This window comes from Actinomadura sp. WMMB 499 (genome assembly GCF_008824145.1).
GTDB lineage: Bacteria > Actinomycetota > Actinomycetes > Streptosporangiales > Streptosporangiaceae > Spirillospora.
This window is the reverse complement of record NZ_CP044407.1, coordinates 6674644-6689044: the sequence shown is the minus strand read 5'-3', so window position 1 is coordinate 6689044 and position 14401 is coordinate 6674644. Positions and strand designations below refer to the sequence as shown.

Here is a 14401-nt window from a genome sequence, read left to right as displayed (position 1 = left end):
GCCGCCGGCAACCGCACGGAAGGAAGAACCCCATGGCCCAGGACCTGCTCACCGACCTGCACCGCCGTGGCATCAAGCTGCGCATGAACGAGGGACGCCTGGACGTGCTGGCGCCCGCCGGGGCGCTCACCCCCGAGCTGCGGGAGCGGCTGAAGGCGAACCGCGACGAGCTGATCTCGCTGCTGCGCCGCAGCGGCCCGGCCGAGGCGCCCGCCGAGATCGTGCCGCGCCCGGAGCGGCGGCACGAGCCGTTCCCGCTGACCGACATCCAGCACGCGTACTGGGTGGGGCGGGGGTCGGCGGTGGAGCTCGGCGGGGTGTCGACCCACCTGTACTTCGAGCTGGAGCGCGAGGGTCTCGACCTGGCGCGGCTGGGCGAGAGCCTGCGGAAGGTGATCGACCGGCACGACATGCTGCGGGCGGTCGTGCAGCCGGACGGCCGGCAGCGCGTGCTGCGGGAGGTGCCGGCCTACGAGATCCGGACCGCCGACCTCGCGGACCTGCCCGCCGCGGACCGGACGGCCGCCGCCGGCGCGATCCGCGCCGAGATGGACCACCAGGTGCTGTCCACCGACGAGTGGCCGCTGTTCGACGTCCGCGCCGCCGAGCTGGGCGGCGGCCGCACCCGGCTGTACTTCAGCTTCGACATCATGATCCTGGACGGCCTGTCGCTGTACGTGCTGTTCGAGGACCTGCGGCGGTTCTACGAGGAGCCGGGGTGGGCCCCGGAGCCGCTGGAGCTGTCGTACCGGGACGTCGTGCTGAGCGAGGAGGAGGCGCGGGCGTCCGACCGGTACAAGGCGGCCGAGGAGTACTGGCTGGGGCGGCTCGAGACGCTGCCGCCCGCGCCGGGGCTGCCGCTCGCAGTGCGGCCCGCGCAGCTGGAGCGCACCGAGTTCGGCCGCCGCCGCGCGCGGCTGGAGCGGGAGCGGTGGGACGCCGTCAAGGCTGTGGCGCGGCGCCGCGGCGTGACCCCGTCGGCGGTGCTGATGACCGCGTTCTCGGACGTCCTGCGCCGCTGGTCGGCGCAGCCGGACTTCACCCTGAACCTGACGCTGTTCAACCGGCCGCAGGGCCACCCGGACACCGACCGGATCATCGGGGACTTCACGTCGCTGGCGATGCTGGAGGTGCGCGACCGGGCCGGTGCGCCGTTCGCCGAGCGCGCCGAGCTGGTACAGCGGCAGCTCATGCGGGACCTGGAGCACCTGGCGTTCAGCGGGGTGCGCGTGCAGCGGGAGCGGAGCCGGCGGCTCGGCAGCGGCCCCGGCGCGGCGATGCCGGTGGTGTTCACGAGCGCGCTGGTACTGGGCGGGCCGGACGAGGACCCGTCGGAGGGCATCCGGTTCTTCGGCGAGCAGGTGTACGGGCTCACCCAGACGCCGCAGGTGTGGCTGGACCACCAGGTGTCGGAGGAGGCCGGCGACCTGGCCTACAACTGGGACACCGTCGACGGCCTGTTCCCCGCCGGGCTCCTGGACGACATGTTCGGCGCCTACGCCGACGCGCTCGCGGCGCTGGCCGACGAGGCCGCGTGGGACCTGCCCGACCCGGTGGCGGAGCTGCCCCGCCGGCAGGCGGAGGAGCGCGACCGCGCCAACGGCACGGCCGTCCCCGAGACGCCGGGCACCCTGCCGGGGCTGGTGGAGGCGCAGGCGGAGCGGACGCCCGGCGCGACCGCCGTGGTGTGCGACGGCGGGGAGCGCACCTACGGCGACGTCGTGTCGGCGGCGCGGCGGATGGCGCGGCGGCTGCGCGAGCTGGGCGCGGTCCCGAACGCCCTCGTCGGCGTCGTCATGGACAAGGGCTGGGAGCAGGTCGCGGGCGTGCTCGCGGTGAACATGGCGGGCGCCGCCTACCTGCCGATCGATCCGCAGTGGCCGCGCGCGCGGCGGGACGAGCTGCTGGAGCAGGGCGCGGTGCGGATCGTGGTGACCACCCCGGAGCTGCGCGACGCGCTGGACTGGCCCCTGCACGTAAGGCCGGTCACCTTCAACGAGCCGCAGGTGACCGCGGCCGAGGACGGGCCGCTGCTGGACGGCCCCGCCCGCGACGACCTCGCGTACGTGATCTTCACCTCGGGCTCGACCGGACGGCCGAAGGGCGTGATGATCGACCATCGCGGCGCCGTCAACACCATCGCCGACATCAACCGCAGGTTCGAGGTCGGCGCCGGGGACCGGGTGCTGGCGCTGTCGGCGCTGAGCTTCGACCTGTCGGTGTACGACGTGTTCGGGGTGCTGGCGGCGGGCGGGACCGTGGTGATGCCGTCCCCGGACGCGCAGCACGACCCGGCGCACTGGAGCGAGCTGGTCGAGCGGCACGGCGTCACGCTGTGGAACTCGGTGCCGGCGCTCATGCAGGCGTGGGTGGACTCGCGGGCGCGGGCGGCCGGGGCGGAACCGGCGGCGGGGCCGCCGCTGCGGCTGGTGCTGCTCAGCGGCGACTGGATCCCGGTGTCGCTGCCGGACGCGATCCGGGCGCTGCACCCGGACGCCGCCGTGATCAGCCTGGGCGGCGCCACCGAGGCGTCGATCTGGTCGATCTGCTACCCGATCGGGGAGGTGCCCGCGTCGTGGTCGCGGATCCCCTACGGCAAGCCGCTGGCCAACCAGACGATGCACGTCCTCGACGCGGCGATGCGGCCCCGTCCGGTGTGGAGCACCGGGGAGATCTACATCGGCGGCATCGGGGTCGCCTGCGGCTACTGGCGGGACCCGGACCGGACGGCCGCCCGGTTCGTCACCTGCCCGCACACCGGGGAGCGGCTGTACCGGACCGGTGACCTGGGGCGCTACCTGCCGGGCGGGGACATCGAGTTCCTCGGCCGGGAGGACCTCCAGGTCAAGATCAACGGCTACCGGATCGAGCTGGGCGAGATCACCGCGGCGCTGGAGCGGCGGCCCGAGGTGGCCGAGGCGGTCGTGACCGTGCAGGACAACCCGCGCGGCGGCCGCCGGCAGCTCGCGGCGTACGTGGTGCCGTCCGGCGCGTCCGGCCCGGGCGACGCGGACGGCGAGGACCGCGCACCGGACGGCGGCGGGTGGGACCCGGCCGTCGCGGCCGGTGCGGCGGCGCTGGAGCGGGAGACCGCCGCCCTCGGCGACGCGCTGGCCGAGTACCGGGAGATCTGGCGGGCCGTCGAGGCGCTCTGCCCGCCGATCATGGCGCGGACCCTGGCCCTGCTCGGCGCCTTCCGGGAACCGGGCGAGACCGCGACCGGCGCCGAGATCGCGGCGCGGTGCAAGGTGAAGCCCGTCTACGGCGGCCTGGTCGGGCAGTGGCTGGCGGTGCTGGCCGACGCGGGCGTGCTGGCCGCGACCGGACGCGCCGGGGAGTACCGCTGCGACCGGCCGCTGGACCTCGACGCGCTCGACGAGCAGGTCCGCGGCGGCCTCGCCGACCTCACCGCCCGCGACGCGCAGCGGGCCCTGCTGGACTACTTCGCCGACTGCGCCGCCCACCAGGTGGAACTGCTGCGCGGCGAGGTCAGCCCGCTGAACCTGCTGCTGCCCGGCGGCGACTCCAAGGTGACGGACGCGCTGTACGCCGACAACCCGGTGTCGTACCTGCAGAACCGCGTCACCGCCCGGATCGTCGCCGACTTCGTCCGGGACCGGGCCGCGGCGGGCGGCGCGCCCGTCCGGATCCTGGAGGTCGGGGCGGGGACGGGCGCCACCACCGCGCAGGTGCTGCCGGAACTCCCCGCCGACGCGGTCCGCTACCGGTACACCGACATCTCCAACTTCTTCACCCAGCGCGCCAAGCGGACGTTCGCCGCGCACAAGTTCGTCGAGTACGGCGTGCTCGACATCGACCGGGACCCGGCGGACCAGGGCGCCCCGGCGGGGTCGGTGGACCTCGTCATCGCCGCCAACGTCCTGCACGACGCCGCCGACCTGGACGCCAGCCTCGCCGGGCTGCGCACCGCGCTGGCGCCCGGCGGCCTGCTCGTGGCGATCGAGGGCACCGCGAACTCGCTGCAGCAGCTCGTCACGGTGGGCTTCCTGGAGGGCCTGGCGAAGGGCCACGGCGACGACGGCGAGGACGGCGACCAGGGCGACGGGGGCCCGCTGCTGCCGCTGCCGCGCTGGCTGGAGGCGCTGTCGAGGGCGGGCTTCGCGCGGGCCGGCGGCGTCCCGGAGGGCGCGGCGGCGGTGGACGTCCACGTCCAGCACGTGCTGGTGGCGCAGGCGCCCGGCGGCCCCGCGGCCCGGCCGGACGCCGACGGCCTGCGGGCGGCACTGGAGGAGGTGCTGCCCGAGTACATGGTGCCGCGCCACTACGTCCTGCTGGACCGGCTGCCGCTCAACGCCAACGGCAAGGTCGACCGGTCCGCGCTGCCGTCGCCGTGGCGCGACACCGGCGCCGACGACCGCGTCGCCCCCCGCGACGAGCTGGAGGAACGGCTCGCGGAGATCTGGGGCGGCGCGCTGCAGCACGACGACTTCGGCGTCACCGACAGCTTCTTCGAGCTGGGCGGCGACTCGCTGCACGCGGTCAGCATCATCGACCGGCTGCGGGACGAGCTCGGGCTGGAGGCGACGGCCGAGGAGGGCCTGGAGATGCTGTTCGACAACCCGACGATCGCCGAGCTGGCGGGCGCGGTGCGCGAGCGGACCGGTGCGCCGTGACCGCCGCCCGGGACGAGGTGTGGGACGAGACCTGGGACGAGATCGTCGTCGGTGCCGGGACGGCGGGCGCGATCGTCGCCGGGCGGCTGTCGGCCGACCCCGGCCGGCGGGTGCTGCTGCTGGAGGACGGCCGCGACCCCGGCCCGCCCCCGGCGGCCGGGGCGCCGGACGACCGGGCCGGGATCCCGGTGCTGACCGGCCACCACTGGGACCTCACCGCGCACCTCGGCGCGCGGCCCGGCGGGCCCGAGACCCTCACCGGCTACCCGCTCGGCCGGACCGTCGGCGGGACCGCCGCCGTGAACGGGGCCATCGCGCTGCGCGGGCTGCCGGAGGACTTCGACGGGTGGGCCGCCGCGGGCAATCCCGACTGGGCGTGGGACCGGGTGCTGCCGCACTACGTCCGGCTGGAGTCCGACGCCGACTTCAAGGGCGACGACCACGGCCAGGACGGGCCGGTGCCGATCCGCCGCACCCCGGCGGCGGAGTACAGCCCGCTGGCGGGCGCGTTCGTGCGCGCCTGCCGCGACCTCGGCCTGCCCGAGCGGCCCGACCTGAACGGCGGGACGGGCGGCGGGACCGGCGGCGGGACGGGCGGCGGGACGGGCGAGGGGTTCGGGCCGATCCCGCGCAACGAGCGGGACGGGCGGCGGATGTCCACCGACCGCACCCATCTCGCCGCCGCCCGGTCCCGCGGCAACCTGCGGGTGCGGGGCGGCTGCCGGGTCGTGCGGGTGCTGCTGGACCGCGGCCGCGCCACCGGCGTGGAGGTCGCGACGGACGGCGGCCGCACCGAGACGATCGCCGCGGGCCGGGTCGTCCTGGCCGCCGGGGGCATCGGCACCCCGGTCGTCCTGCAGCGCTCCGGGATCGGCGACCCGCGGCGGCTCGCCGCGGCCGGCATCGACCCGCTGGTGGAGCTGCCGGGGGTGGGCGGCGGGCTGGCCGAGCATCCCGCCGTGCCCATCCTGTCGACGCCCGCGCCCGGAGTCTGCCGCGCCGGGGACCCCTGGTACGAGGTGATGGCCCGCTCCCCCGGCGTCGGCCTGGTCATGGCGAGCAACGTCACCACGGCGGACGTGCCCCGGGTCGGGCCGATGCTGGGCGGGCGGATCGCCGCGATGGTCTCCACCGTGCTGCTGGCCCCCCGGTCGCGCGGCTCGGTGGCGGCGGCGGGCCCCGACCCCGGCACGCCGCCGGTGATCGCGCTGGGGCTGGCCACCGACGAGGCGGACGTGCGGGCGCTGATGGACGGCGTCCGGACGGCCTGGGCGATCCTGCGGTCCGCGCCGATGCGGGAGCTCGCGGGCCGCACGATCGTGTGGACCGACCGGATGGTCGGCGACGACGCCCTGCTGGCACGCGCGCTGGCGCGCTGGGTGACACCGCTGTTCCACGCGTCCGGCACCGCCCGGATGGGCGCCGACGCCGGCGCGGTCGTCGACCAGCGCTGCCGGGTCCACGGGGTGGACGGGCTGGTGGTGTGCGACGCGTCGGTGATGCCGGCGCCGGTCAGCGCGCCGCCGGCGCTCAGTTGCATGATGATCGGCGAAAGGGTGGCCGCATGGATGGCCTGACCACGACGCACGGCCCGGCCACGGGCCCGGCCGCGCCGGAGCGATCCTGGACGGTGCGGTGGAACCGCCCGCCCTCCCCCCGCCTGCGGCTGTTCTGCCTGCCGCACGCGGGCGGCGGCGCCGGCGCGTACCGGGCGTGGACGCGGTACCTGCCGCCGGACGTCGAGGTGGTGGCGATCCGGTTGCCGGGCCGGGAGACCGCCTTCCGCGAGACGCCGCTGACGAGCGTCGACGACGTCGTCCGCGCGGTCGTCCGGCAGGCCGCGCCGCTGCTGGACCGGCCGCACGCGTGGTTCGGGCACAGCATGGGGGCGATCCTGGCGTTCGAGGCGTGCCGGGCGCTGCGCCGGCTCGGGCTCGGGGAGCCCGCCCGGCTGCTGGTGTCGGGCCGGGACGCGCCGCACCTGCCGTACCGGCGCCCGCCCGTGCACGCCGCGCCGCTGCCCGACCTGCTGGCCCGGCTGCACGACCTGGGCGGCACGCCGCGCGACCTCCTCGACGACCCGTCCGCGCTGTCGCCGCTGCTGCCCTCGCTGCGCGCGGACTTCGCCGTGGTGGAGGGCTACCGGCACCGGCCCGGCCCGCCGCTGGACTGCCCGATCTCGGTGTTCGCCGGGACCGGGGACCTGGACACGACGCGCGACGGGCTGGCCGCCTGGCGGTCCCACTCCGGCGCCGGATGCGTGGTGCGGATGTTCGACGGCGGCCACTTCTACCTGCACGACGACGCGGAAGGGGTCGTGCCCGGCATCGGCCGGGACCTGCCCGGCCCGCCCGGAGCCGACGACCCGAGTGGGAGGACATCGTGACGACCCGACAGCCGCCCGTCCAGCCCGTCCAGCCCGTCCCGTCCGCACCGTCCGCACCGTCCTCGGGCCCGTCCGGGGGCGGCGGCCGGGACGAGCTGCCCGACCGGTTCCCGCTCACCGACCTGCAGACCGCGTACATGGTGGGCCGGAGCCGGCTGTTCGAGCTCGGCGGCCGGCAGAACTACTACCTGGAGGCCGAGGCCGTCGACTTCGACCCCGAGCGGGCCGAGGAGGCCGTCAACCGGGTCGTCGAACGGCACGAGCACCTGCGCACCGTGATGCTGGAGGACGGCTACCAGCGGGTGATGGGCGTCGCCGAGACGCCGCGCGTCCGGGTCCCCGTGGTGGACCTGTCCGACCTGGACGCCGACCGGCGGGAGGAGTCGCTCGGGCAGATCCGCGACCGGATGTGCGAGGCGGGGCTCGACCCGGCCGGATGGCCGCTGTTCGAGGTGGTGGTGAGCCGCATCCGGCCGCACCGCGTGCGGATCCACATCCGCATGAGCCTGATCCTGCTGGACGGCTCCAGCATGCGGACGGTCATCACCGACTGGCTCGCGTACTACCGGGACCCGGACGCGCAGCTGCCGCCGGTCGCGCAGACGTTCCGCGAGTGGCGGCTGTCGCGGCTGTCCCGCGAGGACGACGCCGAGTTCGGCGAGCAGCTCGCGTACTGGCGGGAACGGCTGGACACGCTGCCGGAGGCGCCGCGCCTCCCGCTGGCCCGCCAGGCCGCCGACATCGACGCGGTGTGGTTCACCGGCCGGTCCACCCGGCTCAGCGCGGAGGAGTGGCGGCGGTTCTGCGCGAACTTCCGCAGGCACCGCGTCCTGCCGAGCACGGCGCTGCTGCACGTGTACGCGGAGGCGCTGGCCGCCTGGGCGGACACCCCGCACTTCTGCCTGAACTTCGTGCACCAGTACGACCTGGCGTACCGGCCGGGCCAGGAGGAGGTCGTGGGGCAGCGCAGCGCCACCCTGCCGCTGGAGGTGGACCTGCGGCACGACGAGGACTTCTGGGAGCGCGCGCAGCGGCTGCAGCGGCGGCTGTGGCGCGACATGTCCAACAAGGACGTCACCGCCGTGCGCGTCAGCCGGGAACTCGCCCAGCGGAACGGCTGGACGCAGCGCGCCGCCTACCCCTGCGTCTTCACCAACAACCAGGGGCCGGGGCTCGACTCGGTGCCGGTCCGGCGGCCCGCGTTCCGCATGGTCGAACGGATCCAGCACACCCCTCAGGTGCTGGTGGACAACCAGATCCGCGACACCCCGGACGGGGGCGTGACCACCAACATCGACTTCGTCGAGGAGGCGTTCCCGGAGGGGCTGCCCGCCGCGGTGGTGGAGGGGTACCGGCGCATGCTGAAGGCGCTGGCCCGCCCGGACGGAGCCGGCGCGGTGCCCGACCCGGTGCCCGCCGAGCACCGCGCGGTCGTCGCCGCCGTCAACGACACCGCGGTCCCGGCGCCGGCGGGCCGGCTGGAGGACGGCTTCCTCCGCCGCGCCGCCGCCCGCCCGGACGCGGTCGCGGTCGTCACGTCGAAGCGGACCCTGACGTACGGGGACCTGGACCGGCTGTCGAGCGCGGTCGCGGCCGGGCTGCGCGCCCGCGGCGCGGGCCGCGGCGACATCGTCCCGATCGTCATGGCGAAGGGCTGGGAGCAGGTCGTCGCCGTGCTCGGGGTGCTGCGGGCGGGGGCGGCGTACTGCCCCGTCGACGCCGACCTGCCCGCCGAGCGGATCGAGCACCTGCTGCGCGAGTGCGACGCCCGCGCCGTCCTCGCGCAGGCGCACCACCCGCCCGCCTCCGTCGCCGGCCTGCCGGTGCTGCACGTGGACGAGACCGAACCCGCCGACGAACCGCCGCCGATCGACATCGACGCCGACGAGGGCGACCTGGCGTACGTCATCTACACGTCGGGGTCCACGGGGAACCCCAAGGGCGTGATGATCGAGCATCGCGGGGCCCTCAACACCGTCGCCGACATCAACCGGCGGATCGGGCTCGGCCCGGACGACCGGGTGTTCGGCATCTCGTCGCTGAGCTTCGACCTGTCGGTGTGGGACGTGTTCGGCGCGCTGGACGCGGGCGCCGCCCTGGTCCTGCCCGACGCGTCGGCCCGGCCCGACCCCTTCGGCTGGGCGGCCGCCGCCCGCGAGCACGGTGTCACGGTGTGGAACTCCGTTCCGGCGCTGGCCGAGATGCTGGTCGAGGTCATCGAGCAGCGCCCCGAACCGGGCCGGCCGCCGCTGCGGGCGTTCCTGCTGAGCGGCGACTGGATCCCGGTGGCGCTGCCGGACCGGATGCGGGCGCTGTGGCCCGGCGCCCGCGTCATCGCGATGGGCGGCGCCACCGAGGCGTCGATCTGGTCGAACCTGTTCGAGGTCGAGGGCGTCGATCCGCGGTGGCAGAGCATCCCCTACGGCCGTCCGCTGGACAACCAGACGATGAAGGTGCTCGACCACCGGCTCGACATCCGTCCGGCGTGGGCGACCGGCGAGATCTACATCGGCGGCCTGGGGCTGGCGCGCGGGTACTGGCGCGACGAGGAGCGCACCGCCGAACGGTTCGTCGTCCATCCGCGGACCGGCGAGCGGCTGTACCGGACCGGGGACCTCGGCCGCTACCTGCCGGACGGGACGATCGAGTTCCTGGGCCGCCAGGACCGGCAGGTCAAGATCCAGGGGTTCCGGGTGGAACCGGGGGAGATCGAGGCGGCCGCGCGCGAGCACCGGGCCGTCCGGGAGTGCGTGGTGTGCGTCGACCGGTCCCCCGGCGGGAAGCGGCTCGTGGCGGTGGCGGTCCCGGAGCCGGGCGAGCGGCCCGAGCCGGAGTCGATCGTGGAGCTGCTGCGCGCCCGGCTGCCCCGCTACATGGTGCCGGGCGTCCTGCGGGTGGTGGACCGGCTGCCGCTGACGCCCAACGGCAAGGTGGACCACGCGGCCGTCCTCGCGCTGCCGGCCGATGAGGCCGCGCAGGACGCGTCCGGCCGCGCCGGCGCCCCCGACGGCGGCGCCGCGGACGGCGCCGGGGACCACCCCCTGCTGGGCCGGCTCGCCGAGCTGTGCGCCGACCTGCTGGAGATCCCGGCGATCGACCCGGACGACGACTTCTTCGCGCTCGGCGGCAACTCGCTGCTGGCGCTGCGGCTGGTGAACCGGATCCGGGTGGAGCTGGGCACCGACCTGCCGATGGGCCGCGTCTTCGAGGCGCCCACGGTGCGCCGGCTGGCGGCGCTGCTGGACGGCGCGGGCCGCGACGCCCGCTGCATGGTGGACCTCGGCGGCGGCGACGGCGACGCACCCGAACTGTTCCTGTTCCACGTGCTGGGCGGCGCGGTGGCGCCGTACCGGCCGCTGGCCGGCGCCTGGCCGGGGCCGGTGCGGGCGTTCCAGAGCAGGCCGCTCGTCGACGGCTCGGAGGCGGCGTTCGCGGCGGACCTGGAGTCGATGGCCGCGACGTACCGGGAGGAGCTGCAGCGGCACCGGCCGGACGGCCCGTACCTGCTGGGCGGCGCGTCGATGGGCGGATCGCTCGCCTACGAGGTGGCGCGGCAGCTCGCGGAGCGCGGGCAGGACTGCCGGGTCGTCATGTTCGACACCGAGATCAGGGACATCCACCCGCCGCTCACCGAGGCCGACCGGCACATCGGGTTCCTGCGCGTGCTGCGGCTCGGCGACCCGCCGCCGGACGCCGTCGCCGCGATCCGCGCGGCCGCCGCCGGCGCGGCGGGCCGGGCGGCGCGGGACGCGGCCGTCGCCCACGGGCTGCTGCCCGCCGAGGTGGACGTGGCGGGCTACGAGCGGCTCAAGCGGGTGCAGGAGCACGAACTGGAGCTGCTGGCGGCCTACCGGCCCGGTCCCCTGGACCGGCCGGCGCTGCTGTTCGTCGCGGCCGACGAGCCGGACCGCCCGGACACCGCGCCGCCCTGGCGGGCGCTCTGCCCGGGCATCGAGGTCGAGAGCGCCCCCGGCGACCACTTCTCGATGATCCGCGCCGACCGGCTGCCCGCGCTCGCGGGACGGCTGGCGGCGTGGGCGACGGGCGAGCCGCCCCCCGGATAGTCGGCCCCTCCTCGCGTCCCGCGCCCTGACGGCCCACTGGCATCGCCGGTGGGCCGTCCGCATGTCCGGGCCGTCGGCTCCGTCCGCAGGTCGAGGCCGCCGCCGGGCGGGGCCCGCACGGGGCCATGCGCCGCGTGTGCGATGGCTGTGCGCGAGCTGTGCGTGATCTGCCAGCCGCGGTCGGCAGGCTGGCCGACGGTCGGGAGTGTGCCCCGCACAGCCGCCCGACCGGGCGCGCACATGCCCCGCTCAGTCATTCCGTATCGGGCGAGAGGGGCCGGCCGAATCGAGCGCATTACCGGTTCGGTGACTGACACAAAAGTCAAAAAAATGTTCCGAAGATTTACGGGCGCGACATTTTTCGCGACCCGAAGGCACCTCCTCCCTGCCCTTCGTCACGCATCATGCCGGGACGCTCGCAGCCCGTAAACAGGTGATTCTCGCCACGTTAAATCGGCCAGCGGCCCCACCACGCCCGATGCGTCAGATATTCAGTTGAGCAAGGGCGAAGAAGACAGCTTCACCGGGGGTGCGCAAGCATTGTCGAACATGAACGACGATCGCTTGCTGACAGGAACTGCGCACCTTCTCGGCCGACTCGCCGGAGTTCGGCGGCCGTGCTGCTGAGCCGGACGGAAAACGCCGGGAACTACGCGGACACCGGTGGGACGCGGCGCGCGGTCCGTCCTCACCGACCCCCCGCCCGAAGCGACTCGATTCCCCGCGCAACGCGGACGTAACTCACGTCCAAGGCGCCTGCACCGCCTTACGAGGCGAGCAGTACCGCCCCGGTCGATCCAGCCCGGCAGAGCGGGCCGGACCGGCACCAGCTCCCTAGCCCCGCATGGGGCATGACGTACCGCGGGCCGGCATCCAGCCGGCCGGCCACGGACCACGGTGGCATCGCCCACTGCTCCACGCGCGCCCCGGCCGACCTGCACCCGGGGGCACGGACCTTTGCCCGGAGTTCTGCCGAATCTGCGGAATATCTCAGGAGAGATCACCCATGGAGCACCTCGTTCAGCGCGCCATTGAAACGATCCATACTCGCCACGGAGAGCCACTCTGCCTGGACGAACTCGCCCACCACGCCATGGTCAGCAAGTTTCATTTCATAAGAATATTCAGCCGGGTCACCGGCGTGACACCGGGGCGTTTCCTCAGCGCCGTACGCCTGCACGAGGCCAAACGGCTTCTCCAGACGACACCGCTCAATGTCGCCGACATCTCCGCCCAGGTGGGCTATAGCAGTACCGGCACGTTCACCCGCCGGTTCTCCCGGTCCGTCGGCGTCCCCCCGACCGAATACCGCCGGATGGGCCGGGGCGACGCCGGCCCGCTCACCGCCGGGTACGCCCGCCCGTCCCGCCCGCACGGCGGGCGGCCGCACGGCTCCGTCGCGGGTCGCGCGCTGATCGAGGGGGAGCGGCGGTCCACGGTCTACGTCGGCGTCTTCGAGACGCCCATCCTGCAGGGCCCGCTGGTGGCCTGGGAGGCGACGGACGACGATGGAGCGTTCCGGCTCGACGGGATCCCGGCGGGCACCTGGTACCTGCACGCGGTCGCGCACGGCGCGCACTCCCCGTCCGCGCCGCACGCCGGTCCCCCGATGCTGTGGGACATGGCGGGCCCGATCGAGATCGGGCCCGGCACCGGGGTGCGGGCCGACCTGAAGGCCCGCCCGCTCGACTGGTACCGGCCGCCGATCCTGCTGGCCTTCCCGGAACCGGACTCGACGCCGGTGGCCGCCTGACAGAGCGCGCCGGGCCGGCGCGCCCGGCGCGCCCCGCGCCGCACCGGCGGGAGCGCGCGCTCCGCCCCGGATGGGGCGGGCGCTCCTACCCGAGCCCTTCGATCACCGAGGCGAGCCGCAGCGGCACCGGCGCGATGCCCGCCTCGTCCGCGTCGACGGCCTCCGGCCAGGACGCGTACCGCCGCCGCCCGTACAGCAGCGGGCGCTGCGGGCCCAGCCGGGCGAGTCCCTCGACCCGGCCCATCACCACCGCGTGGTCGCCGACCGTCCGGTCCTCGAGGACCGCGCAGTCGGCGATCGTGTGCGCGGCCTCCGTCAGATGCGGCCCCGCGGCGCCGGGACCGGCCCGCCAGCGCACCCGGTCGAACCGGTCGGCCGCGCCGGAGGCGAACAGGTTCGAGGTGCCCCGCGCCCCGTCGTGCAGCAGGTTGACGCAGAACGCCCCGGTCTCCTGGACGGCCTCGAGCGTGGGGCTGCCGCAGCGCAGGCACACCAGGAGGATCGGCGGATCCAGCGAGACGCTGCACAGGGACGTGCAGGTCATCCCCCAGGGGCGGCCGTCTCCGGCGAGTGCGGTGACGATGGCGACTCCGCTGGGGAAGCCCGCCCAGAACGGGCGGGTGTCCACGGTCGGCGGCGGTGTCATGACGGCGTGCCTCCCGGCGAGGTGGGGACGGGGACGGTCGGTGACCGCCGGAGCTCCTGCGCCAGGGCCGCCCCGAAACCGGTCAGGGCGGGACCGAGCAGATGGAAGTGCCCGCCCGGGAACGTCCGGCTGCGGAACCCGGCGGTGGTCTCCTCCCGCCACGCGTCGACGGCGTGCGGCGGCGCCAGCGGATCGCCGGTCGAGCCGAACGCGGTGATCGGCACGTCGAGCGGCGCCCGGCACGGGTCGGGGCGGTACGACGCCAGCGCCAGCAGATCGGCGCGGACGAGGCGCAGGAACCGGGCGCGGAACTCGGGCAGCTCGTCCAACCGCTCGGGCATCCCGCCGAGCACGGCCAGCGCGTCGAACAGCTCGTCGTCGGGCATCGTGGCCAGCGGCAGGCGCTCCAGCGGCACCCGCGCCCCCGGTCCCGGCGCGTCACGTCCCTGCGCGTGCCGTTCCTGCGCGTCACGTCCCGGCCCGTGCCGTTCCGGCGCGTCACGTCCCGGCGCGTCCCGTTCCTGCGGCGGGCGGGCCGCGGGGGGGTGCTCCGCGCCCGGACGGGGGACGGGCGCGGCGCGGCCCGAGACGCCCAGCCAGGACGGGCGGACGCCGCACGCCCGCAGGGACCGGGCCGTCTCGGCCGCCACGATCGCGCCGAGGCTGTGCCCGAACAGCGCCACCGGCGGGCCGGTCCACGCCATGACCTCCGCGGTGGCGGCGGCGACCAGCGCCGCCATGTCGGTCTCCGGGGGCGCGCGGTGCAGCCGCCCGCGGCCCGGCAGGTCGAGCAGCAGCAGCTCCCAGTCGCCCGGCAGCGCCCGCACCAGCGGCACGTAGGCGGCCGACGAGCCCCCGGCATGGTGGAAGACCACGAGGCGCAGCTCCGGGTCGCGGACCGGCCGCGGCCTGACCATC

Annotated in this window: 7 protein-coding genes; 5 read left to right on the top strand and 2 right to left on the bottom strand. The window is 75.6% G+C overall.

The window, feature by feature from the left end:
• Window positions 1–32: 32 nt before the first annotated feature.
• From F7P10_RS30275 to F7P10_RS30255, 5 genes are all read left to right on the top strand, one after another.
• On the top strand, window positions 33–4634 hold the full coding sequence (locus tag F7P10_RS30275) for a non-ribosomal peptide synthetase (protein ID WP_151014465.1): 4602 nt from the start codon (window positions 33–35) through the stop codon (window positions 4632–4634).
• Window positions 4631–6211: a GMC family oxidoreductase gene (locus tag F7P10_RS30270; RefSeq protein ID WP_254716100.1), complete on the top strand. Its 1581-nt coding sequence runs from the start codon at window positions 4631–4633 to the stop codon at window positions 6209–6211. The genes F7P10_RS30275 and F7P10_RS30270 overlap by 4 nt, the downstream gene beginning before the upstream one ends.
• Window positions 6199–7020 (top strand): thioesterase II family protein, encoded by an 822-nt coding sequence (locus F7P10_RS30265; RefSeq protein ID WP_151014463.1) that lies wholly within the window; start codon window positions 6199–6201, stop codon window positions 7018–7020. Before F7P10_RS30270 ends, F7P10_RS30265 begins: the two co-directional genes overlap by 13 nt.
• Entirely contained in the window at window positions 7017–11084 is a 4068-nt protein-coding gene (locus F7P10_RS30260; protein WP_176611717.1) for a non-ribosomal peptide synthetase, read from the top strand. The genes F7P10_RS30265 and F7P10_RS30260 overlap by 4 nt, the downstream gene beginning before the upstream one ends.
• Window positions 11085–12177: 1093 nt before the next feature.
• The gene (locus F7P10_RS30255) at window positions 12178–12837 is read left to right on the top strand and encodes a helix-turn-helix transcriptional regulator (RefSeq protein WP_254716814.1); all 660 of its coding nucleotides are present in this window, start codon (window positions 12178–12180) and stop codon (window positions 12835–12837) included.
• 85 nt (window positions 12838–12922) lie between these two features.
• On the opposite strand, the gene F7P10_RS30250 is transcribed toward F7P10_RS30255, so the two are convergent.
• Window positions 12923–13483, bottom strand: a complete 561-nt coding sequence (locus F7P10_RS30250; protein ID WP_151014457.1) for a flavin reductase family protein — start codon at window positions 13481–13483, stop codon at window positions 12923–12925.
• Window positions 13480–14400, bottom strand: a complete 921-nt coding sequence (locus tag F7P10_RS30245) for a thioesterase II family protein (protein ID WP_254716813.1) — start codon at window positions 14398–14400, stop codon at window positions 13480–13482. Before F7P10_RS30245 ends, F7P10_RS30250 begins: the two co-directional genes overlap by 4 nt.
• Window position 14401: the final 1 nt, after the last annotated feature.